Genomic DNA, 24951 nt, shown 5'->3' on the forward strand with positions numbered 1-24951 from the left:
AGAAATATTATCAAGTCTCCGGATTAATAACAACAGCCGGTTTCAGCATTTTATCCTATATGCTTGCAAAGCGCATATAAGTAGTAGAAAACCAATTAGAAACATATAGGATTCCATAACATATTTATTTCGATTCCCTTGCTGCATAAAGTGGCGTAGTACCGGTTTGCTTCTTTACGCAAAAGCTTGGTCTGGAATCACTTTGTTCTTTGACGTATTGGTGTTTTATAAACCATTACATTTATCTATTAAACCAAAAAGATCTTTTTGTGGGTGGAATAGAGATTTTGTTAGGGCATTTTGTTTCTATTTCTGGCATATAATGCTGTTTATATGGCATTACGTTTATTTGTTGAACCAAAAGAATATGTTTGTAGGCGGAATAGAAGTTTTGTTAGCCCATTGCGTTTTTGTTTGTGGCATAAGGTTCACTTTACATGCCATCACATTCATTTGTTAAAGCAAAAGAACATTTTTGTGGACAATAAAGAAGTTTTGTTAGTGAAAAAAGTAATTTTTGTGGTGAAAAAAGTAAATTTGCCGAACTTTTAAAATCTGCGTTTCTGCGCTCTAAAGCCACAAAATCACTCTTTTTGGTTGATGAAGGGGTCAAATTGCGACAAAAATATTGGCAAAAGCGCAAAAAAATGGCGCGATTTGACCCCCTGTTTGCTAATGCTGTATATTATATTTGCAGTTGTGCAATATTATACCGTTACATTTTTTTGTGCTCAGAGAGCACGCTGGTAGTACGCGAAAGCAAGACATAATATCAAAATGAGGCTCCTTGTGGCGCCGTAGGGTGAGGGCGAAATGCCACTCACTAAATACCTTTTTACGATCAAGTGACCTACAGTGAGTATCCGATAAGATTGGCATTTTTATTCTAGCGTTACAAATACCATCGTTCTCCACGATGGTTTCTTTAGACTCGCTGTGATATTATTTTGAAAGGTATACACAACAATATCCAAAATTAAAAGGTGTTACCGATCACAATCTGAAAGGTATATCAGTGTTTTTTCCAGAATCATTTAGATTTTGTATTTTTGTTAAAACACAAAAAAATGAGCACTGTAAATTCGGCACTAGAGGAAATTATGCAACTTGATTATACTTCAAGGGAAATGATTTTAGAAATTCTGAAAAAGCGTCAGATTGAGGCTCGACGAGAAGATATAGCAAAAAATGCTCGAAAATCCATTAGAGATTATCAGCGTGGAAAAACACCCGCTAAATCACTATCTGAAACGCTCGATCATCTGGAAAATCTCTAAATCGAAAATCTTCCCATGCCTTACCAATTAGTAACTTCGAAACAGTTTGAGAGAGCTTTCAAAAAGTTTGCCGGTAAAAATCAAAGGCTAAAAGATAATATCTTCAAAGCTCTACAAAAATTAGCCGATGATCCTTATGATAGCAGCTTAAGAACGCACAAACTAAGCGGTAAGCTAGCTGCTTATTCGGCATGTTACTGTGGCTACGACTGTCGTATTATTTTTGTTTTGGAGCAATCTAAAACAAAATCCGATTCACAAGACATTCTTCTTTTAGACATCGGGACACATGATGATGTCTATTAATCTCATTTTTTAAAGGTCTGCGCAACAGATCCTCTGGTAATGCATGAAAGACGTATGTTACTACAGATCAAACTTTTAAAGGAACACATAACTCAAACCTCCGGGATAATTAAAAAAATTCACAGGCTAAAGGCCAGAAGCTAGCATTGTCAATAACATATCATCACAACAAATTAGGTTATCCGATAATTACATTAAACAAATGAGGCTCCTTGTGGCGCCGTAGGGTGAGGGCAATTCGCCACTCACTAAATACCTTTTTACGATCAAGTGACCTACAGTGAGTTTCCAATTAAATTGGTCAGTATTTTAGATTCGCAAATACCATCGCTCACCGCGACGGTTCTTTTAAACTCACTGTAAGGAGATTTTGAAAGGTATGCACAACATCGGTTACGTATTCTGAGGTGTTAACGACCACATTTTAAAAGGTATACACAACTAGTCTTCTAATCTATTCTGTGCTTCTAAGGGTATTTCAGACCACAATATGAAAGGTATACACAACTTGGTGCTCACGTGATATAGCGTGTATAAGTATCACTAAACACATTTTGAAAGGTATGCACAACATAATCAGTATCCATAGTGAGCGTTGATACGTTGTTACAGATCACATTTTGAAAACATATACAAGCTTTAAAATAATCTCGGATACGAAAAAACACCAATACGCATCGAACAGCTAAAAACAGCCTACGCAGTCCCGCCTGAAAACGACTAGTAAATGACCACCGGGACTGCGGAAAGCTGTTATACGATAGATTACTAATCAACAACACAACGATGCATAAACCAAACAGATTAAACACCTCAGCTAGATATTTGACCATGTTACAAAACGGCCAAGAGAAAGGGCTGGATTTCTTTTACAAAAAGTACTACGGCTATCTCGCTTTCCGCACCGAAAAAGCTACACAAGATGCGTGTGCCGCAGAAAGTATCGCCCAGGAGGCGTTCCTTCGACTATGGCTGTTTCGAGAAAACCTGCAATCCGAAGAAGAACTCTTCCAGTTTCTGAAAACACAGGTGAAAGCCGCCATCAACGGCTTCTATAGCAAAACCAGAAATCGATTCCACCGCAGCCTCCTACGGCTTGACGGTATCGAGGATTATCAAGAATTCTTATTAGGCTACGAGCTAGAGGACGAAGAGGACGAGCAAGATCTTGTCTACCTCGAACAGTTGGAAGAAGAAAAAAAGGCGAAATTAAAACAGCTCGAAAAGCTGCTACCTCACCTGCGAAAAGAGCAACAGCTCTTTCTGCAACTCTGCCTGAAATACAGCTTCAATTATGAACGCATAGCCTATTACCTCGGTGGCATATCCGATTATGAGGTGAGCCTCCAGGTCGAGAAAACTATCGAAACGCTACGCCAAATTTTTCAAAGTGCTGAAAAAATGGAAAAGCTCAACCGTTCTTCCAAATATGTAATACAGGGAGAGATCAACGAACAGCAAGAAGAAATATTCCGCATGCGATACGATCTACAATTTTCCTTCGACCAAATAGCAGACGCTTTGAATTTAAATCCCGCGATCGTAAAAAAGCTCTTTATAGAAGCACACGCAAAAATAAAGCAAACCAAAAAGACAGCATAAAAACACACTAGCATGGCTACAGATACCATCATTTTAACACGCAAAGTACAGGTCTTTGTCGATTGCGACGATAAAGAGAAGCGTGCTGCCTATTTTAAGAAATTGTTTACTTGGCAGGATCTCGTCTATCGAGGTTCCAACTTAGTGTTAACCCACCAGTACATACAGGAAAACATCAAAGATTTCATTTATCTAAAGGAAGATATCAAAGTCAAATTGGCAGGTAACGCTAAAGATCCGGAGGGAATATTGAATACCTCTCGTATGAATACAACATACAAGGTACTGTCTCGATATTTTAAAGGCGAGATACCTTCTGACATCCTTTCCAACATCAATATGTCGCTTAACAAAACATTTAACAGTGATCGTTCGGCATACTGGAAAGGAGAAAAATCGCTTCGCAATTTCAAAAAAACGATGCCTATCCCCTTCTCCGGCAAACAGATCAAATTGAGTAACGACGAAAAAGGCAGAGATTTCAAGTTCAACCTTTTCAAAATCCCCTTCCGAACCTATTTAGGCAAGGATCGTTCCGATAAACGCGTATTATTGCAACGTGCACTTGTTGGTCAAATAAAGATCTGTGCCAGTTCTTTACAAATGGTGAAAGGCAAATTATTTTTGTTAATGGCACTTGAGCTCCCCAAGAAAGACCATGATCTTAAGGAACATGTTATTGCGGAAGCATCCCTCTCGGTGGAATATCCTATTACGATTCAAATCAACAAAGAGCAATTTCAAATCGGAAATAAAGAAGAATTCCTCTACCGGCGAATGGCCATCCAGGCAGCGCGTCACCGTATTCAAAAGGCTGCTGCCTTCAACAAAGGAGGAAAAGGACGAAAGAAAAAACTGAAAAGCCTCGAACATTTCGACAAAAAAGAAAAAAGCTACGTGGATAACCGGTTGCACCTCTATAGCCGGCGTCTAATCGACATATGCGTAAAATCACAGGCGGGAACGTTACTTTTAGTCAACCAAACCAACAAAGAAGAAGTCGCCAAGGACGATGAATTCCTGCTTCGCAACTGGAGCTATTATGGTTTGGTGGAAAAAATAAAGTATAAAGCTGAAATGGCAGGAATCAATCTTATTATCGAGTAATTCTTTAAGTTTGTACAACACGATAAGTAAAAGTATACTATGGAATATAACTTTGACGAATTAATTGATCGAACGAATACGGGAAGTGTGAAATGGTCCAAACCGGATGTACTTCCAATGTGGGTAGCAGACATGGACTTTAAAACGGTCCCCGAAGTGACGGAAGCCTTAACAAGACGTGCATCACACGGTATATTTGGATATTGCGAAACACCTCCTTCTTTTTATGATGCTATTACGAATTGGTGGAAGAAAAGACACGCCCTACAGGTGGAAAACGACTGGATCATTGCAACCCCCGGCGTCATGCCTGCACTCGCTGCGGCAGTGGAAGCGTTAACATCCAAAGGTGACAAGATCATTGTACAACCCCCGGTATACAATCACTTCTTTCTCACCGTTAAACAAAGTCACTGTGAACTCGTGGAGAATAATCTGCTATATGACAACGGAAATTATCAAATTGATTTTGAAGACCTGGAACAAAAAGCTGCCGATCCTGCTGTAAAGTTACTTCTATTTAGTAATCCACATAATCCTGCCGGTCGGGTATGGACGAAGGAGGAGTTACAACAAATCGGCGAAATATGCATTCGTCATGGGGTTGTTGTCCTATCCGATGAAATCCATTCGGATTTGGTGTACGACGATTTTACACATGTCCCTTTTACTTCACTAGGAGAAGCTTATGCAAGAAACTCCATCACCTTTTCTTCTCCTTCCAAAACATTTAACTTAGCTGGTTTACAGGTCGCGTATTTTTTCACTGAAAACGAGGCCTTCCGTAAGCGTGTAAAGGAGATATTGACAAAATGGGAAATGACCATGTTAAACATTTTTGCTATCGACAGCCTTATCGTGTCGTATGAAAAAGGTGAGCATTGGCTAGAAAGTTTAAAAAGATACCTCCACGAAAATTATTGCTATTTAACAGATTTCTGTCACGTCCATCTTCCCGAACTCAAGGTTATTCCGCTACAGTCCACCTATTTAGTTTGGCTCGATTGTACGGCGTTAGGCTTGCCGTCATCTACCATTACAGACAGGCTGCTTGAACATGAACATTTATGGTTAAATCCAGGGATAAAATTTGGTCAGGCTGGAGATCAATTTCTTCGCATGAACATCGCATGCCCCAGGGAACTACTGAAAGAAGGCTTGAAACGCCTAGAAAAAGAATACAAGCGGATATGGAATAAGTGATCCCTAACACTGCTTCATCTTTTTGAATTTGTTCGCCATTGAACAACAACTGTTCGATATCGGACAGCTCCATATTGCAAACAACACATAAAACACTACAAATCAATATTTTAATTTTATGGCGCAGCAATTGTCTGGATTAAAAATAGACATGGAGAATCAAGATGATCAAAAATTATTTTAAAATTGCTTTCCGTAACCTGATAAAGAACCGAATGTTCACCCTGCTCAATATTATTGGACTTTCATTCGGACTTGCCGGCTTTATATTTATCACGACCTATGTGTTTGATGAACTCAGTTACGATCGTTTCCATACCCAGGCGGGTCGTATTGTCCGTCTAAATACGCATATTCATATCGGCGAAAGCAAAATGGATATGGCTCTTACGAGCGATGCAATAGGCCCTATACTACAAAACGAATATACGGAAGTGGAAGATTTCGCCCGATTATATACATCCGCCGGCGCAAAATTAATAAGAAACGGGGATAAATGGATAAATGAGGCTCAAGTAGCCCATGCCGACTCTTCATTTTTCCGCCTGTTTTCCTACCAAGCTCTCCAAGGCCATCTTGATCATGCCTTGACGGAGCCCAATAGTGTTGTATTAAGCCGTTCGGCCGCTGAACGCTACTTTAATACGACGGATGTAGTCGGCAAAACATTGGAGACCAACGACGCTGGAAACACGGTTTATCAGATCACGGCGGTAATCGAAGATATGCCGAGAAATGGTCATTTCAATTATGACTTCTTGTTTGCTATGGAAAACGCCTCCTACAGGAATTGGGGTGAGCTCCTCTCCCATAACTTCACGACTTATATCTTATTGAGAAACGCAACCGATCGCTCCCTGCTGGAAACCCATCTGGAAGAGTATGTTCACAAACACGGCCTTCCTGCAGCCAAACAATTTATGGATGTCAACGATATAGAAACATTCAGACAAGGGGGAAATGCCTTCCATTACGATGTCATTCCCATCACCGACATCCACTTGCGTTCCAATCTGCGAGGAGAACTTCGTCCTAACAGCAGTTTCCAATATGTTTATATTTTTAGTGCTATTTCGTTATTTATTCTGCTTATAGCCTGTGTCAATTTCATGAACTTGTCCACGGCACGGTCGGCCAACCGAGCAAAAGACGTTGGGGTACAAAAAATATTGGGTGCTTCGAGAAGTGGCGTTGCGGGTCAATTCCTAGCAGAGTCGTTGTTATTAGCGCTCGGAGGAATTATTCTCGCCATTGGTCTTGTGGCATTGAGCGTACCGTTATTTAACGAACTATCCGGCAAGGAATTTAAAATCAACGATATCATCAATCTCCAATCACTTCCGCTATTTGCACTTCTATTATTATTCGTTGGGCTGATAGCCGGTTACTATCCAGCACTTTATTTATCGGCATTTAATCCGTTACAAGTATTGAAGTCTCATACGGTGATTTCCTCTGGGAAGAGCGTCTTCCGAAGTGGTTTAGTGGTTTTTCAATTCACCATATCGATTGTGCTGATTGTTGGCACATTCATCGTGACCGCACAACTGCGATATATCCAGCATAAAAAACTAGGGTACGAGCGGGAAAATATTCTTTTAATTAACGATTACCACGCGCTGGGAAATCAGACGAAAGCCTTCCGAGACGAGATTTTAAATTTACCAAACGTTAAAACAGGTACTATCAGCGGTTTTCTCCCGGTTTCTAATTCGAGTCGAAGCGACAATCCCTTTGCTCGAGAAACTGTTATGACACCGACCAATACAGTACAGTTACAAACATGGTATATCGATGAACAATATATCCCTACGTTAAATTTGGAGCTGGTATCGGGACGTAACTTCGCTGTCGCCCGACGGGCTGATTCTACGGCAGTTATTTTAAACGAAACCGCTGTTAAACATTTTGGTTTCGGAGAAGACCCTATTGGTCAACAAATACATTTCCAATTTGGTGATGGTTTGGAATCATATCACGTCATTGGTGTGATCAAAGACTTTAACTTTGAATCTCTCCGAGATCCGGTTACGCCATTGGGCTTTTTCTTAGGTTATAGTCCTTCACAGGCAGCATTTAAAATAGAGACTACTGATCTTCCGCTATTGCTCAGCCGTATAGAAGACAAATGGAATAAGCTAGCTCCTGGATTTACATTCGATTATCGGTTTATGGATGAAGCCTTTGATAGTATGTACAGAGCCGAACGTCGCATGAGCAGGCTAAGCCTAACATTTGCCGCTATGGCAACCGGTATTGCCTGTTTAGGGTTATTTGGGCTGGCTGCATTTATGGCGGAGCAACGCAGTAAGGAAATCGGTATCCGAAAAGTACTCGGTTCATCCGTTACCGGAATAGTAACCATGCTCTGCAAGGACTTCGTAAAATTAGTTTTTATTGCGATCATTATTGCTATTCCTATCGCCTGGTGGGCGATGGACAAATGGCTGGAGGACTTTACTTATCGAATAGACGCATCGTGGTGGATATTCGTACTGACCGGGACAATAGCCATCTTCATTGCGTTACTTACGGTAAGCACCCAGGCGGTACGTGCCGCCCGCGCCAATCCGGTCGATAGTCTAAGGAATGAATAAAAAGAATGATAATAAAGGATAAAAGACAGACATGATAAAACTAGAACATATTTTTAAATGGTATAATGTAGGTGGTACACGCTCTTTTGTGCTGAAGGACATTAACCTGCAAATTGAACAAGGTGATTTTATTTCCATTATGGGCCCATCGGGTTCGGGAAAATCTACCCTTCTGAATATTATCGGTTTGCTCGATGAGCCAAACGAAGGGCATTATTATTTTATGGATGAGGATGTATTGGCGTTAAAATCGAAGAAGCGAACAGCTTTATTCCAATCGCACATGGGCTATGTCTTTCAGTCTTATCACCTGATAGACGAGTTAACGGTATACGAAAATATCGAAACACCGTTAATTTATAAGAATCTATCGGGCAAAGAGAGAAAAGCTATCGTCGGCGATATGCTGGATCGTTTCGGAATTGTAGGAAAGAAAGATTTATTTCCGGCACAATTATCCGGTGGGCAGCAACAAATCGTGGGTATTGCCCGAGCATTGGCAGCTTCACCAAAGCTGTTGCTGGCAGACGAGCCGACCGGTAACCTCAATTCCAAACAGGGCGAAGAAATTATGGAACTTTTCAAACAACTCAACGACGAGGGGATGACCATTATACAGGTCACACATTCTGAAAAAAATGCGGAATACGGAAAACGTATTATTAATTTGCTTGATGGACAAGTAAAATAAAATTTACGCATTTGTACTATCCTTCTTTAACCAATAAAGTCGCATACAAATTTTTGAGGTTGTAGAAATCCATCCTTAGTACTATCCCTTTCCTCAAAGATTTGAAGCGACGAGGTTTTGGTTCTTTTTACGGGAAAAAGAACACAAAAATTCCGTATATTAGTATGGATGAATGAGCAGGAATTAAAGGCGCTAATTTCTCTTTTGGATGATCCGGATGCGGAAATCTATCAGGCTTTGGAAGATAAGCTAATTACTTGTGGTCCGGAGGTGATTCCCTTATTGGAGGAATCCTGGGAACAATCTTTTGATGTGTTATTGCAGGAGCGTGTGGAATTGATTGTCCACAAGATACAGTTCAATCAGGTCAAGAACGACCTTCAATTATGGAATGTAAGTAACCAAGAAGATCTGCTTGAAGGACTACTTATTGTAAACCATTACCAGTACCCTAATCTGGCTGAGGAAGAGGTCTACGAGAAACTTGCCGAACTACGTCGTAACGCCTGGTATCATTTGATGTATGATATGAGTCCGATTGAAAAGGTAAAGCTGCTAAACAATATTCTGTTTCGCGAGTTTGGCTTATCCGGCAACACCTCAGATTTTCATGCACCACAAAACTCCTTTATCAATAAGGTATTGGAATCCAAGAAGGGCAACCCTATTTCACTGGCCTGCATATACAGCATGGTAGCGCAACGATTAGACATCCCTATTTATGGTGTTAATTTACCAAAGCATTTCGTACTGGCCTATATGAATGAGGAAAAACCCGATGAGGTTCTTTTTTACATTAACGTGTTCAATCGCGGGCAGATTATGCGGGAAGTGGACATTATTGCCTTTCTCCAACAATTAAATCTACCGCCAATAGATGAATACATCAAGCCATGCAATAATTTGGAGATCATTAAGCGCATCCTACGCAACCTGATTGCTGCTTATGAACATGTAGACAATCATGAAAAGCGTGAAGAAGTTCAGTTATTACTGGATCTCATCGACCCACGGTAGAGTCATCGCGCGCATCCAGCGCCAAGCCAACAGGCGTTTCGCCGTACCCTAAATCAGAAGTATCAATCACTTCGTCTGGTTCTACGTTTCCATCATCCGTGTACCTAAACCTGGAGACTTTCTTTGCTGCTCGGTCAGCCACATATAGATACACACCGCTCGCCCGCATATCAATCGCCACATCGACAGGTGAGATTAAACCCGTATTGGGCCCTGTGATCACCCGGGATGGTCTGATGACTTCCGCGGTTCCCTGTATCAAGTCCGAAAAGTTCTCAAAAATGAGAATACGCCCGCTTCCTACCGTTGTTCCGTCACCCATTTCGGCAATAGCCATGACATTTTTAATCGTATCATAAGACAACCCACGCAGATTAATTGATGCATCTTCAATCTGCAATATGCGGGCAGGATTAAGCGTAGCAACGGAATCGCTCGCCCTTACGGACATCGTCGTCAGGTTCTGGAACATGTAAAGACCAGCCGGTGCACTTATTTTAGCAGTAAAAAGTCTATCGTTTTGATAGGCTGCACCCCACATATCGAGATCCGGATTGAGTAATTTTTTATAAGGTTGTTTCTGGTTCCCCGTACTGCTGGGATTATCTACCACATATATCCCGGCGTCTGCGCCTGCACCATTGACAACCAAAAGAGATCGTGTAGCAGCGTGGTACACAAAACCCCTCACCTTGTTGTAGTATCTGCTCCGAATACCATTTCCAGCATTGTTCAGCAAGCCTGTCTGTTGCACACTAACCGCAGCAATGACAGTATCAAGCTCGTTACTGGTTTCTTCACTATTAACACTCGCCTGAAAAATAGTCTTTGCAAACGGACTGAAGTAAATTGGTCCGCCACCTTGTACCTGTGATACGTGGCTTTCCCGAAAGACAAAAACGGAAGAATCCGCAGATTGAATCATGCGAATCGTCGTATCCGCCCGCTCATCCGAAGTACCGTATTCTTCAAAGGAAACGTAAAGACGAGAAATCTGTCTGATTTCCAGTCCTGGTTCCACATTCTCATCTTCACAGGCGTAAAACCCAAGAAGAAGTGCTAACGTCACGCATACATAATATATGATCGAGGTTTTAGACATAACAAGTGTATCGGTTACAAAAATATAAAATATCTGTGAATCACTACGACTCTCCTTCCCGTGTATCCAAGGTAATACTAACCGGCGTGCTACCATCTTTTAAACTGGAGGTATCAATCACCTTGTCAGGTTCTACGTCACCGTCATCGGTATATCGGAAGCGTGATATTTTCTTCGCCTCGCGATCAGCTACATATAAATAGACGCCTGTCTCCCGTGTATCGATAACTACATCGACCGGCGATATCAAACCTGTATTGGTTCCGGTAATCACGCGTGTCGGTGTTATCGTTCCTTCTTCCTCTACCAGATCAGAAAAGTTCTCAAATATAAGGATGCGGCCACTTCCCGCATTTCCATCGCCCGTTTGCGCTACAGCCATGACATTCTTAACTGTATCATAGAATAAACCTCGCAGATTCGATGCTCCTTCGATTTCTAAAATCCGGGTATAGTCTAATCTCCCGATCGAGTCCTGTGGGTTTACCTCTCTATTCGCAATATTATCAAAAACATAAATCCCACCGGGTGAACTTGTTTTCGACGTGAAAAGCCGTTCATTTTGATAGGCTGCGCCCCACATAGCTAAGCTACTGTTTCTTAACTTCTTAACAGGTTGTTTCTCCCGATTTGCATATCGTGGACGGTCCATAACATACACTCCGGCATCTGGCCCGCTGCCGTTGACAACATAAAGAACATTCGTCCGTGCATGAAATACCATTCCCCTGACGTTGTTGTAATATCGACTTTTTGGAAGCCCGGCATTGTTCAATGCTCCCGATGATCCCATACTCAGGACAGCGATCGATGTATCGTTTGTACCCGCACGGTTGACACTAGCTTGAAAGATCGCATTGACACTCGGATGGGATTCATAATAAATCGGCCCTCCGCCCTGCACCTGCGATACATGTCTACCATTAAATGCAAAAACAGAGGAATCTGCTGGATAAATAATACGAACATTCGTATCAGGTGGGTTCTTACCAATTGTATATTCTTCGAAAGACACATACAAACGTGTAAACTTTCTCATCTCCAAATTCGGTTCTGCATCGTCCCGCTCACAGGCATAAAATCCAAGGATAACCGCCAACGTGGCGAACACATAATATATGGGTGAGATTTTAGACATAAAGATTATTGTATCATGTGTTACAAAAGTAACAAATAATGGTGGGGTTTTGTATAATCTGACAGTTTTCCGTAAAATTGCATTATATTTTAAATGCGCTGGTATCATGGACAATAAGGAATTAAAACGTGAGAAATTAAATTTGCCGAATGACGGCAAGAAATTACTGTTACACTCCTGCTGTGCTCCCTGTTCCGGCGAGGTTATGGAGGCCTTGATTGCGTCTGACATAGATTTTACGATTTATTTTTACAATCCAAACATCCACCCACGTAACGAATATGATTTACGTAAAGAAGAAAACATCCGTTTTGCCGAAAAACACGGTATTCCTTTTGTCGATGCTGATTATGATGTAGACCATTGGTTTGAACTGGCTAAGGGTATGGAAAATGAACCGGAACGTGGTATCCGCTGTACGATGTGCTTCGATATGCGTTTTGAAAAAACGGCTGAATATGCTGCGGAACATGGATTTGATGTCATATCGAGTTCATTAGGCATTTCCCGTTGGAAAAACATGGAACAAATCAATGACTGCGGATTACGGGCTGCCTCTCGTCATCCCGATATGGAATATTGGACACTTAACTGGCGAAAAAAAGGTGGTTCGGCACGTATGCTCGAAATTAGTAAGCGTGAAAAGTTTTACATGCAGGAATATTGCGGTTGCGCCTATTCCTTGCGCGATACCAATCGTTGGCGAATGGCGAATGGCAGAGAGAAAATAGTCCTGGGCAAATACTACTACGGGGACGAAGAGCAATAATTTTGCAAAAAGTTTCCTTTTTACTGAAATAATAATTAATTTTGCACGCTCGAATGCAGATTGTGAAACATCTAAAATACTATAGAATTCCTTTTTCAGGATTAACAACTGGAAAGCACAATTTCGAGTTTGAGATCGATGATAAGTTCTTTGATTGTTATGAACACTCGCTTATAAAGAGAGGAAAGCTGAAAGCTGACGTGGTGTTACAGAAGCAGGAAAACATGCTGATTGTTAATTTCCATGTATATGGCACGGTCCGATTAACATGTGATATATGTTTAGCGGAGTTTGACGCACCACAAGACTTTCAAGAAAGAATACTTGTCAAGTTTACGGATGACGACTGGAATCAAGAAACAGAGGAAGTATTAGTCCTATCCAAAACAGATTACGAATTGGATATTGCAGGATTACTTTACGAATACATTAACGTTCGCGTTCCTTATTACAGTAAATGTTCGGAACAAGGCACGAATGCCAGTTGCGATCCACAAATGCTGGCAAAGCTGAGCGATTCACCGGACTTAGATACGGACACGGAAACAGAAGAAAAAACGGACCCACGTTGGGATATATTAAAGAATATTAAAAATAACTAAAACAGAGATACGAGATGGCACATCCAAAGCGTAAGACTTCTAAATCAAGAAGAGACAAAAGAAGAACACATTATAAGGCTGAAAGCCCTACGTTAACTGTATGCAAAGAAACAGGTGCAGTACATACACCTCACCGTGCATACACAGTAGATGGTAATCTATACTACAACGGAAAATTGATTATTGAAAACACCGCTGCTGTCTAACGACATCATTCAACGAAATTAAACATCCCAAATAGGTGTAAAAGTCAATTTTTATACTTTAATTTGGGATGTTTTTGCGTATTATTGATGATAAAATAATAACGAATGAAGATTGGTTTAGACGTTTTAGGCGGGGATTATGCCCCCGACTCCACAATAAGTGGGGCTATTGAAGCCCAAAAAGTACTACAGGAGAGGCAACGTCTTGTCCTTATCGGCGATCAGCACGACACCATCGAACGATTAAAGCAAGCTGGAGCAGATCCAGACAAATTTGATTACATACATGCTCCGGAGAACATAAGCATGCATGAACATCCTACCAAAGCGATTACCCAGAAGCCCAATTCCAGCATTGCTAAAGGATTTGAATTATTAAAGAGCGGTGAAATCGACTCTTTTGCGTCCGCCGGCAACACAGGAGCTATGCTTGTTGGGGCGGTATTTAGTGTAAAGGCAATTCCCGGCGTTCTTCGTCCCGCTATCGCAACCAATGTTCCCAAGATTAAAAGTGGCTATGGTATTCTACTGGATGTAGGCGCGAATGCGGACTGTAAACCTGAAATGCTGTCACAATTTGCAACCTTGGGGAGCTTATATATGCAATACGTTTATGGTGTAGATAACCCAAAAGTTGGCTTGCTAAACATCGGCGAAGAAGAAGAAAAAGGAAACAACTTAACCATATCAACCTACCCCCTACTTAAAGAGAACAAAAAGATAAATTTTATTGGTAATACGGAAGGTCGCGATCTTTTTACAGACGCTGCGGACGTATACGTTTGCGACGGGTTTACGGGTAATGTGGTATTGAAACTTGCCGAATCTTTTTATGTAGTCACATTAAAAAAGGGGCTTAAGGATGATTTTTTTGATAGATTCAATTACGAGCGTTATGGGGGCAGTCCTATTTTGGGTGTAAATGCACCGGTTATCATAGGACACGGCATTTCGACTCCAGAAGCTATCAAAAACATGGTTTTATTATCAAAAGACATGATTGAATCGCAAATAATCGATAAAATCAGGTCTACTTTCAATTAATTATATATGTCAAAAATACATGCTGCAATTACTGCTGTAAACGGGTATGTTCCTGACTACGTCCTCACTAACCAAGAGTTGGAAAAGATGGTTGACACCAACGATGAGTGGATTGTGACAAGGACAGGAATCAAAGAGAGGAGAATCCTCAAGGGGGAAGGTAAGGCTACATCAGACTTGGCTGTTCCTGCGGTTAAGGGTTTGTTGGAGAAACGGGGTATTTCTGCCGATGAAATTGAATTGATTATCTTTTGTACCAGCACACCGGATATGATGTTTCCTGCAACGGCAAACATCTTGGCGGATAAGGTTGGTGCTAAGAAAGCTTGGGGATACGACCTCCAAGCTGCTTGTTCCGGTTTTCTATTTGGTCTGACGACTGCAGCGCAATTTATAGAATCGGGCAAACACAAAAAAGTGCTCGTGGTTGGCGCTGACAAGATGTCCTCTGTCGTTAATTACGAAGATCGTAATACCTGTATCTTGTTTGGCGACGGCTGTGGATGCGTTTTACTAGAACCGGACGAAGAGGGTAATGGAATAATCGATGCTGTATTGAAAACAGATGGTTCGGGAGGCCCTTATCTGAATATAAAAGGTGGAGGTTCATTGAATCCGGCAACCCATCAAACAGTAGACGCAGGTCTTCATTACGCCTATCAAGAAGGACGTACTGTATTTAAGTTTGCCGTTACCAACATGGCCGAAGTGGCTGTAGAGGTGATGGAAAGAAACCACTTAACATCAGAGGATGTGGATTGGCTTGTGCCGCACCAAGCGAATAAGCGAATAATCGATGCCACTGCGGAACGTGCAGGACTTTCAGATGATAAGGTTATGGTCAATATCCATAAGTACGGGAATACGACCAGTGGTACTATTCCACTTTGTTTATGGGAATGGGAAAACCAGTTAAAAAAAGGAGACAACTTAATATTAGCGGCTTTTGGTGGCGGTTTCACCTGGGGGGCGGTTTATCTCAAGTGGGCTTATACAAAAGCATAAAAATATTATTTAACAGAAATTTATACATGAAACCTACTAGAAATATGAGTATGGATATTAAACAGATTCAAGACCTGATCAAATTTGTTGCTAAATCAGGTGTGAACGAAGTCGCTATCGAAGAAAAAGACTTTAAAATCACTATAAAAACGAACCAGGAGCCTACTTATGTTACGGCAACTGTTCCAAGCCCAGTAGCGCTACCTCAGCAACCTGTTGCTGCAGCGACACCAGCTGTAACCGCGGCTAATACAACGACACCTGCAGCACCTGCATCGAGTACGCCTGCGGCTGAGCCGTCAAACCTTATCACAGTGAAATCCCCGATGATCGGCACTTTTTATCGTGCTTCTGGGCCGGATAAACCGATATTTGTGAATGTAGGTGACGAAATCGCTCCGGGTAAAGTTTTGTGCATTGTAGAGGCTATGAAGCTTTTCAATGAAATTGAATCGGAAGTTTCCGGCAAGATTGTAAAAATCTTGGTGAATGATGCAGAACCTGTAGAATTTGATCAACCTCTGTTTTTGGTTGATCCGTCATAATTTAGACTTGAGACCTGAGATAGGAGATATATAGAAAATGTTCAAAAAAATATTAATAGCAAATAGAGGGGAGATTGCGCTTCGTATCATTCGTACTTGTCGCGAAATGGGGATTAAGAGCGTCGCTGTCTATTCCACGGCAGATCGTGATAGCCTACATGTACGCTTCGCGGACGAGGCTGTTTGCATCGGTCCTCCTGCAAGTAAAGATTCTTATTTAAGTATTCCGAATATCATTTCGGCAGCCGAATTGACGAATGCTGATGCCATCCACCCTGGATACGGTTTTTTATCCGAAAATGCTAAATTCTCTGCCATCTGCGCCGAATACGGTATCAAATTCATTGGTGCTACATCTGAGCAGATAGAGAAAATGGGCGACAAAGCCTCGGCAAAAGAAACCATGAAACAGGCGGGTGTACCCACGGTGCCCGGTTCTGACGGCTTGGTTCCCGATGTAAAAACAGGTATTAAACTGGCCAATGAAATCGGTTACCCCGTTATCCTAAAGGCTACCGCCGGCGGCGGCGGACGTGGGATGCGTATTGTGTGGAATGACGGAGAGTTTGAACCCGCATGGGATTCTGCTCGTCAAGAAGCCGGAGCAGCATTTGGCAACGATGGTATCTATCTCGAAAAGTTTGTAGAAGATCCCCGTCATATCGAAATACAGGTTATCGGGGATCAATATGGAAAGGTGTGTCACCTGTCAGAACGTGATTGTTCTATACAGCGTCGTCACCAAAAATTGGTTGAAGAAGCGCCCTCTCCGTTTATTACACCAGAACTTCGTGAAAAAATGGGGGAAGCTGCCATCAAAGGTGCACAGGCTGTAAATTATGAAGGAGCGGGTACGATCGAATTTTTGGTCGATAAACACCGTAATTTCTATTTCATGGAAATGAACACCCGTATTCAAGTAGAACACCCTGTTACTGAAGAGGTCATCAATTTCGATCTTATCAAAGAACAGATTAAAGTAGCTGCGGGTATTCCGATTTCTGGAAAAAGTTACGAGCCAACCGGACACGCCATTGAATGTCGTATTAACGCGGAAGATCCCTTCAATAATTTCCGTCCGTCACCCGGTCGAATTACGAATTTTCATTCGCCTGGCGGACATGGTGTTCGCGTAGATACACATGTGTATGCAGGGTATACCATTCCACCGAATTACGATTCGATGATAGCCAAGTTGATTTGTGTTGCACAAACACGTGAAGAGGCTATCAACACGATGGAACGAGCGTTGAGTGAGTTTGTGATAGAGGGCGTAAAAACAACCATCCCTCTCCACATCCGTTTAATGCGCGATCCAAACTTTAGAGCAGGTAATTTTACAACAAAATTCATGGAAACATTCGACCTTACGGAATATCCGGACGAAGAGGTTGAATAAAATTTCCTTTACATACATTTAAAATACCATTCTTCTAAATAAGAATGGTATTTTTGTTTTGTTTCAGAAACAACATTTAGAATGTCAAAATCAAACGATTTAATAAACGCTATAAAACAAAAGGGGAAAAACATTGAAGGTGAAATGTCGTTCTTTGAGCATTTAGAAGTGCTTAGATGGCATATTATCCGTTCTGTTATAGCTATTGCTGTATTTGCTATTCTCTCCTTTACATTTTACGATTTCGTCTTCAACAAGATTATCATGGGCCCCAAGAATCTCGATTTTTGGACGTATCGGATGATGTGCAAAGTGGGCGATTTGCTTAGTTTGGATGGTTTTTGTGTAGAACGTATTCCCTTTAATATCATTAACACCGAAATGGCAGGGCAATTTATGCTTCAAATCAATTCTTGTCTATTGATGGCGGTTGCTCTGGGTTTCCCTTATCTTCTATTTGAAATCTGGCTTTTTATAAAGCCTGCATTAACAGACATAGAAAAGAGTTCTGCACGTGGATTCGTTTTGTACGCAACCGTGCTATTCATTATCGGCGCATTATTTGGCTATTATATTGTCGTTCCGCTCTCCGTTAATTTCCTGACCAACGTGTCGTTAAGCGAAGAAATCACCAATCAAATCACCATCGATTCCTATTTATCGCTGATTGCTACGTTGACATTAGGTTGTGGCGTAATCTTCCTCCTGCCTATCGTCATCTTTATATTGTCCAGACTGGGCTTGATGACCCCGGCCTTTATGCGGGCGAGCAGACGATACGCTGTTGTTATTATTTTAATTATTGCAGCCATCATTACACCGACGGCGGATGTGATTACTTTATTGACGGTGAGTGCACCCATGTTCATCCTTTATGAACTGAGTATCATGGTTTCTGCGAATGTACATAAGAAAAAACTAGAGAAAGAGAAAGAATTTTATAATCAAAAATAAAACAACGATCATGTCTAAAAAAATTGCAATAGGAAGTGACCATGCTGGATTTGAATATAAAACGGCAGTTCTAGCATTTCTGGAAGAAGAGGGTTACACGGTGGAGGATTTCGGTCCTGCGACAGCAGACTCGGTAGATTATCCTGATTTTGCACATCCGGTAGCTACGAGTGTCGAAAATGGTCAAAACGAATTAGGTATATTAATCTGCGGCAGTGCCAATGGCGTAGCTATCACTGCCAATAAACATCAAGGTATCCGGGCAGCCATCGCTTGGCAAAACGAAATATCAGCTTTAGCAAGGCAACATAATGATGCGAATATCATATGTATCCCTGCTCGTTTTGTCGATCTTGAGCTGGCAAAGAAAATCGTAAAAACATTTCTGACCACCGATTTTGAAGGAGGCAGACACGGCACACGTGTAAATAAGATTGCTTGCACGTAATGAGATAGTTGATCCTAGTAACTAAAAATGGATCCTAGACGCAGATTTTAATGTTTGATTATGATAAAAAATTGGATTACAGCATGCTTACTTGTACCTGCACTCCATAGTTGTGCTGTAGCACAACAGCAAGATCCGGTACAGATGAAATATGCGGATCTCCTGACAGAGGAAACCGCGAGAAAGCATTTGACGCTATTAGCATCACCAGAATTTGAAGGGCGTGGTACGGGTCAAAAAGGAGGTGAAAAAACAGCACATTATCTTGCTGAACAATTTAAATCCTATGGCTTGAAAACAGCGGTAGATGGAAACTATTTTCAGCCCGTAAACCTAGCCAAAGTTTCCTATCAGGTACAGCGGTTTATATTGAATGGGGCGGCTTATGAAAATGGCACAGATTTCTTCGTACAGGGCGATAATAAACAAACCACCTACCATGCGGATGATATCGTATTTGTTGGTTACGGCATTCAAGATAAAAAGCACAATGACCTAGCTAATGTAGACATTCGTGGCAAAGTGGTCTTCGTTATCAACGAAGGAGAACCCAAGGATGCGAATGGCCATTCCATTGTTACCGGCAGCAAAAAAATGTCGGAATGGGCCAGTAGCCGATTTAAGCGCGTACAGGAACTTCTCAAGAAAAATCCAAAAATGATTTTGGCAACAGGCGATTATGTTGATCAAAATATGGAGCGGTTCGGGAAACGCTTAACAGGTGGCCGGTTCTCTTTAGATGATGGAAATGACGTCGTATCCGGTACAACCCAAGCGCCGGTCGTCAATATTTCCACAAGATTGGCAAATGAGCTATTGGCACTGCATAAAACCAGTTTTGAACAGCAGAAAAATAACCCCTCTACTTTCACCATTCCAACAAAAGTAGATGCTGAAATGGGCATTACGAAAGAAAAATTTACAGATCCCAATGTACTCGGTTTCTTGGAAGGTTCGGACTTAAAAGACGAGATTGTCATCATCGTAGGACATTATGACCATGACGGTATATTACCCAATGGAACTTTTTTCCCAGGGGCGGATGATAACGGTTCTGGTACAGTGGGTGTATTGGAACTTGCTCGTGTCTTTGCACAAGCGAAGAAAGAGGGTAAAGGTAATCGTAGAAGCTTGTTATTTATCGGTTTGGCGGCGGAAGAAAAGGGATTGTTGGGTTCAAAATTTTATGTGGAAAACCCTATCTTCCCACTTGAAAATACCGTTGCATGTATCAACATGGACATGATGGGACGTATAGATGATAAGCATTTGAACGGAAATCACAATTACATCCACGCTATCGGGCTGGATAAACTGAGCTCTGAATTAAAACAAATAACAGAGACTGTAAACAATACGTATACGCAAATGGAACTGGATTATATGTATGATGATCCTAAAGATCCGATGCGTCTATATTATCGTTCAGACCATTACAACTTTGCCGAAAAAGGTATTCCGTCAGCCTTCTTTTTCTCTGGGCTGCATCCACACTACCACACCCCGGAAGATACGGTTGATAAAATCGACTTCCCTATGATGGTAAAGCGGGAGAAATTGGTTTTCCACGTTACCTGGGAAATTGCCAATCGTGATAAGCGGTTACCGGTTGATTCTAATAAGGAGTAAGAAAAAACAAACAGATATGGAATATAGAAAATTAGGTAATAGTGATTTGCAAGTATCTGCCATTACATTCGGTGCTTGGGCGGCTGGAGGATGGATGTGGGGCTCAACGGATAGAAAAGAAGCTGTGGAGGCTATTCAAGCCTCCTATGATGTCGGGGTAACTTCCATCGATACCGCTCCTATATACGGACAAGGAACAAGTGAGGAGATCGTCGGAGAAGCCATACGGAATATTCCACGTGATAAAGTACAGCTCTTGACAAAATTTGGTATGCGATGGGATCTGGGTTACGCAAAAGGTGATTTCGCGATGCATACAAAAGACAACGACGGCAAAGCATTAGATGTCTACAGATATGCTGGAAAAGAGAGTGTCATATATGAATGTGAACAAAGCTTGAAGCGATTGGGAACGGACTATATTGATTTATATCAAATTCATTGGCCGGATTCCACTACACCTATTTCGGAAACTTTTGAAGCTGTCTCTCGATTAATAGAACAGGGAAAGGTACGTTATGCCGGCGTGTGCAATTATTCCAGCGCACAGATGGCGGAAGCAGGGCAAATTGTAAATTTGGTTTCCAATCAAGTTCCATTCAGCATGGTGAAACGTGATATTGAAACCGAAACTCTCCAGTACTGTTTACAACACAACAAATCTATTTTAGCCTATAGCCCGCTTCAACGCGGCCTATTAACCGGTAAAATCCATCCAGGTTATACTTTTCAAGAAGGCGATCATCGCGCTTCTTTACCATATTTCCAGCCTGATTTTATCGAGAAAACAAATGTGCTGTTAAATAAGATAAAACCTATCGCCGACAGCAAAAATGCTTCTCTAAGCCAGTTAGTACTACGATGGACGATTGAACGTTCAGGTATCACCATAGCATTGGCAGGTGCCCGGAATGCCCAACAAGCACTCCAAAATGCTAAGAGTATAGACATTCAGTTGACAGCAGAAGAAATCGAAACAATAAATCAATTGGTGGAGGCTTTTTAGTATGGCTTTTGTAGATTATTATAAAGTATTGGGGGTGGAGAAAAATGCATCCCAAGATGATATTAAGAAAGCGTATAGAAAGCTCGCCCGAAAATATCATCCGGATCTAAATCCGAATGATGAAGATGCAAAAAAAAGATTTCAAGAAATCAACGAAGCAAATGAGGTATTAACCGATCCGGAAAAGCGAAAAAAATATGATCAGTACGGTGAGCACTGGAAGCAAGGGGAAGCCTATGAGCAGGCACAGCAGCAACAGCGTAGCCGCGGCGCCAGCGGGGGTAATACAGGAAACCCCTTTGAAGGCTTTGATTTTGACTATTCGGGAAATTATGACACCGGTGAGTTTTCAGATTTCTTCGAGCAAATGTTTGGTAGCCGACATGGCGGTGGCAGACAAACCAAGTTTAGGGGAAACGATTATCATTCGGTACTAGAACTGACCTTACAGCAAGCCTATACCACTCATCAACAGATGTTTACTGTAAACGGCAAGTATATTCGGATTACGATTCCGGCAGGCGTAGAAAATGGTCAAAAAATCAAACTCAACAGACAAGGAAGCGAAGGGGTTAACGGCGGACCGAGCGGCGACCTCTATATTGAATTTAATATCTTATCCGATCCTTATTTTCAACGTAAGGGAAATGACCTTTACACGGCGCAGGATATTGACCTATATACAGCATTATTGGGCGGAGAAACCATAGTGAATACATTTGCCGGAAAAATCAAAGTTAAGATCAATCCGGAAACACAAAATGAAACTAAAATTCGTTTAAAAGGGAAAGGTTTCCCCGTATACAAGAAAGACGGGCAGTTTGGGGATTTGTATGTGACGTTACATGTGAAGCTTCCTACTAAGCTTAACGATAAAGAAAAGGAACTATTTCAACAATTGGCCAATCTAAAAAAATAAGCTATGGAACGGACTTTAATTAGGATAATAGACGTCTGCCAATCGCACAAAATAGAGCTACAATTTATTCGAAACCTTTCTAGAAATGGTTTGATTGAAGTGGTAGTGCGGAATGAAGAGGAATTCGTAAAAGAAGAAGAATTGAAAGCGTTGGAACAATTTGCTACTTGGCATTATGATTTGGAAATTAACCTACAAGGCATTGAGGTCGCACAGCATCTTTTGCATAAAATAGAACAATTACAGGAGGAAATTAGACTGTTACGCGTTGAAATACGACAATAAAGTTCCAACCAGTATTGGAATTTATAGGTTGGAACTTTATGTGACATTACATTATCCTGCTACTGGTTAAATATCCAGGTTCAATAACACCGTACCCATCCGGCGAACTTAGTTTCACGGGAAGTTCATAATGGTATTCTACCGCTTGCCCATCTAAAATACCGGGTTTCCAGGCCCCGAATTTCAAAATGACATCATGCACTCTTTTACCCGCACCGGTAACCGGTTCTTTCAGCGTTTTCAAATCTCTAATCTCTCCATTTTTTCCCACAACGAAACTAACAATAACCTCTCCCGAAGCTTTTTGATCTGCAAATTCCTGCGGGAAGTGATACCATTTACCAATGTATTTTCTCCATGCATTTAATCCGCCTTTCGGTTCCGGTGAGACATCTACACGTGTATGATTTTCAATTATTTTTCCAGAAGCATCAAACTTGAAACCTACCCAGCCTTTACTATCGACTGCCTTTCCATCTTCTTCGGCCGGTTTCCATGTACTTTTCGAAATCAGCCGAACGGCTTCATCAAAAAATGGCTTGCCAAATTGCGTCCCCTCTGCTAACTGGAAATCACTTAATTTTCCTGTTTGGCTTACATTAAATCTAACAGACAAAAAAGGGTCCTTATCCGCAGGGTCAATTATCCCAGGTATTTTGTAATTCTCGATGAACCATTTCATAAAGACTTCTCTGCCCTTTTCAGGTTCAGGTGGAACGCGATTTTTTTGCGTTGAAGACAGTGAGATTTCTAGGCTTTCGAACCGCTGCACTTGATTATCGATAGGCTCCTTAATTGAGTGGTTAAAAGCCAAAGCGACTCCAGACACGATTAATACCGTCGGCACAATCAATAGGTATTTTACACGACTTATTTTCTTCGATTTATTTTTGAATAACATCATAATACGTTGTTTTAAAAATGATTGATTGGAAAACTCGTGCACCAATACACGATGGGAAACATCCATCGCATTTGCAACCAGCAACTCCGCATACTGCACCTTATCTTTTGAACATGCTTTATCAGCAATACATTCGTGCTGAAATTTAAGTTCTTTCACGTAGAAGTAAAAAATCGGATTGAACCAATTCAACGCCCGCACGGCTTCCAAAAACAGGATGTCATAACTGTGACCCTGCTTTATGTGAATCTGCTCATGCGAAGCAATCACATCGCGGTGGCTAGCTCCCTCGGCAATAAACAGACGGTTGAAAAAAGAAAAGCTCTTTTGTTCCGTAATATTCCCTCCCAGAGCCGTAAACACGCGATGCAACCGAATACCTAACCAAAGCAACATTAGCCCTGCACCTATGACATAAACAAATCGAACCCAATCCATAGCTGACCAAGCATAGTTATATGTCACCGCATCCGTCGGCACAGCTTTCAATTCGACAAAATCAATAACAACCAATGGTTGGTAAACTTCTTTATGTTGGCTCAAATCGATAAATTGTAATAGCGGAATGGCAAAAGAAATGGCAACTGTGCTCAATAAATAAATCCTATTCCATTGGAAAAACGTAAGAGGTTTCAACACCAATAAGTATATTCCAAAGAACAGTATCAACGATACGTTTGCTAAAATCAGATATGTCATAGCTTATGTGTTTATTTTTTATTCCGTTGGATAATTTGGATAATCTCATCCAGTTCCTTTACATCCACTTTCTTTTCTTCAAGAAAAAAAGACAGCATACTCGTTGCGGAATTATCGAAATAATTCTGCAAAAGTTTTCCGGTAATTATTTTCTTATATTCTTCTTTACTGATCTTTGGCAAATAACGATGGCTCTTGCCAAAAGATTCATGGTCTACAAAACCCTTGGTTTCTAGAATCCGAATAATAGTAGATACTGTATTATATGCCGGCTTGGGATCGGGTAACCGTGCGATAATCTCTTTCACAAATCCGCCATTCATTTCCCACAGTTCTTGCATGATCTGTTCCTCGGCCTTTGTAAGTTCTTTTATTTCGTTCATTATACTGTTTATTAACATACGACAATATTGCCTGCAATCGATTGTAAAAACAAATCTAAAACTAATTTTTTAGTTATACAACTAAAAAATTAGTTTTAGATAAAAAAACAGAAG

General features: G+C 41.2%; 25 protein-coding genes. 21 read left to right on the forward strand and 4 right to left on the reverse strand.

Annotation, left to right across the window (positions count from 1 at the left end; translation table 11 throughout):
- Positions 1-1067: 1067 nt before the first annotated feature.
- From FXV77_RS11085 to FXV77_RS11120, 8 genes are all read left to right on the forward strand, one after another.
- Positions 1068-1277 carry a hypothetical protein gene (locus FXV77_RS11085; RefSeq protein ID WP_148919295.1) on the forward strand — a complete coding sequence of 70 codons (210 nt, stop codon included), beginning with the start codon at positions 1068-1070 and terminating at the stop codon, positions 1275-1277.
- 15 nt (positions 1278-1292) lie between these two features.
- Positions 1293-1583, forward strand: coding sequence for a type II toxin-antitoxin system RelE/ParE family toxin (locus FXV77_RS11090; protein WP_148919296.1), 291 nt, complete (start codon positions 1293-1295; stop codon positions 1581-1583).
- 786 nt (positions 1584-2369) lie between these two features.
- A complete protein-coding gene (locus tag FXV77_RS11095; RefSeq protein WP_148919297.1) occupies positions 2370-3185 on the forward strand; it encodes an RNA polymerase sigma factor in 816 nt (271 codons plus the stop codon).
- A gap of 12 nt (positions 3186-3197) precedes the next feature.
- Positions 3198-4292 carry a hypothetical protein gene (locus tag FXV77_RS11100; RefSeq protein WP_148919298.1) on the forward strand — a complete coding sequence of 365 codons (1095 nt, stop codon included), beginning with the start codon at positions 3198-3200 and terminating at the stop codon, positions 4290-4292.
- A gap of 39 nt (positions 4293-4331) precedes the next feature.
- Positions 4332-5495, forward strand: a complete 1164-nt coding sequence (locus FXV77_RS11105; RefSeq protein ID WP_148919299.1) for a MalY/PatB family protein — start codon at positions 4332-4334, stop codon at positions 5493-5495.
- Positions 5496-5659: 164 nt separating this feature from the next.
- The gene (locus tag FXV77_RS11110) at positions 5660-8092 is read left to right on the forward strand and encodes an ABC transporter permease (protein ID WP_148919300.1); all 2433 of its coding nucleotides are present in this window, start codon (positions 5660-5662) and stop codon (positions 8090-8092) included.
- 31 nt (positions 8093-8123) lie between these two features.
- Positions 8124-8783, forward strand: coding sequence for an ABC transporter ATP-binding protein (locus tag FXV77_RS11115; RefSeq protein WP_148919301.1), 660 nt, complete (start codon positions 8124-8126; stop codon positions 8781-8783).
- Positions 8784-8951: 168 nt separating this feature from the next.
- A complete protein-coding gene (locus FXV77_RS11120) occupies positions 8952-9800 on the forward strand; it encodes a transglutaminase-like domain-containing protein (RefSeq protein ID WP_148919302.1) in 849 nt (282 codons plus the stop codon).
- Here the strand turns inward: FXV77_RS11120 and FXV77_RS11125 are convergent.
- Complete coding sequence (locus FXV77_RS11125) at positions 9784-10869, reverse strand: hypothetical protein (RefSeq protein ID WP_187444100.1); 1086 nt, start codon at positions 10867-10869, stop codon at positions 9784-9786. The two genes, FXV77_RS11120 and FXV77_RS11125, sit on opposite strands and share 17 nt — an antisense overlap.
- A gap of 76 nt (positions 10870-10945) precedes the next feature.
- Entirely contained in the window at positions 10946-12040 is a 1095-nt protein-coding gene (locus FXV77_RS11130; RefSeq protein ID WP_148919304.1) for a hypothetical protein, read from the reverse strand.
- Positions 12041-12146: 106 nt separating this feature from the next.
- On the opposite strand from FXV77_RS11130, the gene FXV77_RS11135 reads away from it, so the two are divergent.
- The 13 genes from FXV77_RS11135 (at position 12147) to FXV77_RS11195 (ending at position 22851) form a co-directional block, all read left to right on the forward strand.
- Positions 12147-12809, forward strand: a complete 663-nt coding sequence (locus tag FXV77_RS11135) for an epoxyqueuosine reductase QueH (RefSeq protein WP_148919305.1) — start codon at positions 12147-12149, stop codon at positions 12807-12809.
- A gap of 53 nt (positions 12810-12862) precedes the next feature.
- Complete coding sequence (locus tag FXV77_RS11140; protein ID WP_246162427.1) at positions 12863-13411, forward strand: YceD family protein; 549 nt, start codon at positions 12863-12865, stop codon at positions 13409-13411.
- Positions 13412-13425: 14 nt separating this feature from the next.
- Entirely contained in the window at positions 13426-13617 is a 192-nt protein-coding gene (gene rpmF, locus FXV77_RS11145; RefSeq protein WP_148919306.1) for a 50S ribosomal protein L32, read from the forward strand.
- Between the two features lie 105 nt (positions 13618-13722).
- Entirely contained in the window at positions 13723-14661 is a 939-nt protein-coding gene (plsX, locus tag FXV77_RS11150) for a phosphate acyltransferase PlsX (protein WP_148919307.1), read from the forward strand.
- A gap of 6 nt (positions 14662-14667) precedes the next feature.
- Positions 14668-15666 carry a beta-ketoacyl-ACP synthase III gene (locus FXV77_RS11155; protein ID WP_148919308.1) on the forward strand — a complete coding sequence of 333 codons (999 nt, stop codon included), beginning with the start codon at positions 14668-14670 and terminating at the stop codon, positions 15664-15666.
- A gap of 44 nt (positions 15667-15710) precedes the next feature.
- Positions 15711-16211 (forward strand): acetyl-CoA carboxylase biotin carboxyl carrier protein, encoded by a 501-nt coding sequence (gene accB / locus FXV77_RS11160; RefSeq protein WP_148919362.1) that lies wholly within the window; start codon positions 15711-15713, stop codon positions 16209-16211.
- 37 nt (positions 16212-16248) lie between these two features.
- Positions 16249-17610, forward strand: a complete 1362-nt coding sequence (gene accC, locus FXV77_RS11165; protein ID WP_148919309.1) for an acetyl-CoA carboxylase biotin carboxylase subunit — start codon at positions 16249-16251, stop codon at positions 17608-17610.
- A gap of 81 nt (positions 17611-17691) precedes the next feature.
- A complete protein-coding gene (gene tatC, locus FXV77_RS11170; protein WP_148919310.1) occupies positions 17692-18564 on the forward strand; it encodes a twin-arginine translocase subunit TatC in 873 nt (290 codons plus the stop codon).
- Between the two features lie 10 nt (positions 18565-18574).
- The gene (gene rpiB, locus FXV77_RS11175) at positions 18575-19012 is read left to right on the forward strand and encodes a ribose 5-phosphate isomerase B (RefSeq protein ID WP_148919311.1); all 438 of its coding nucleotides are present in this window, start codon (positions 18575-18577) and stop codon (positions 19010-19012) included.
- Between the two features lie 60 nt (positions 19013-19072).
- On the forward strand, positions 19073-20641 hold the full coding sequence (locus FXV77_RS11180; RefSeq protein WP_148919312.1) for a M28 family peptidase: 1569 nt from the start codon (positions 19073-19075) through the stop codon (positions 20639-20641).
- Positions 20642-20657: 16 nt separating this feature from the next.
- The gene (locus tag FXV77_RS11185; protein ID WP_148919313.1) at positions 20658-21647 is read left to right on the forward strand and encodes an aldo/keto reductase; all 990 of its coding nucleotides are present in this window, start codon (positions 20658-20660) and stop codon (positions 21645-21647) included.
- Between the two features lies 1 nt (position 21648).
- Positions 21649-22566, forward strand: coding sequence for a DnaJ C-terminal domain-containing protein (locus FXV77_RS11190; RefSeq protein ID WP_148919314.1), 918 nt, complete (start codon positions 21649-21651; stop codon positions 22564-22566).
- A 3-nt stretch (positions 22567-22569) separates the two neighbouring features.
- The gene (locus FXV77_RS11195) at positions 22570-22851 is read left to right on the forward strand and encodes a chaperone modulator CbpM (protein ID WP_148919315.1); all 282 of its coding nucleotides are present in this window, start codon (positions 22570-22572) and stop codon (positions 22849-22851) included.
- Positions 22852-22897: 46 nt separating this feature from the next.
- On the opposite strand, the gene FXV77_RS11200 is transcribed toward FXV77_RS11195, so the two are convergent.
- Positions 22898-24454 carry an energy transducer TonB gene (locus FXV77_RS11200; RefSeq protein WP_148919316.1) on the reverse strand — a complete coding sequence of 519 codons (1557 nt, stop codon included), beginning with the start codon at positions 24452-24454 and terminating at the stop codon, positions 22898-22900.
- An 11-nt stretch (positions 24455-24465) separates the two neighbouring features.
- The gene (locus FXV77_RS11205; RefSeq protein ID WP_148919317.1) at positions 24466-24837 is read right to left on the reverse strand and encodes a BlaI/MecI/CopY family transcriptional regulator; all 372 of its coding nucleotides are present in this window, start codon (positions 24835-24837) and stop codon (positions 24466-24468) included.
- Positions 24838-24951 lie beyond the last annotated feature (114 nt).

It is taken from the genome of Sphingobacterium phlebotomi, assembly GCF_008180195.1.
Taxonomy (GTDB): domain Bacteria; phylum Bacteroidota; class Bacteroidia; order Sphingobacteriales; family Sphingobacteriaceae; genus Sphingobacterium; species Sphingobacterium phlebotomi.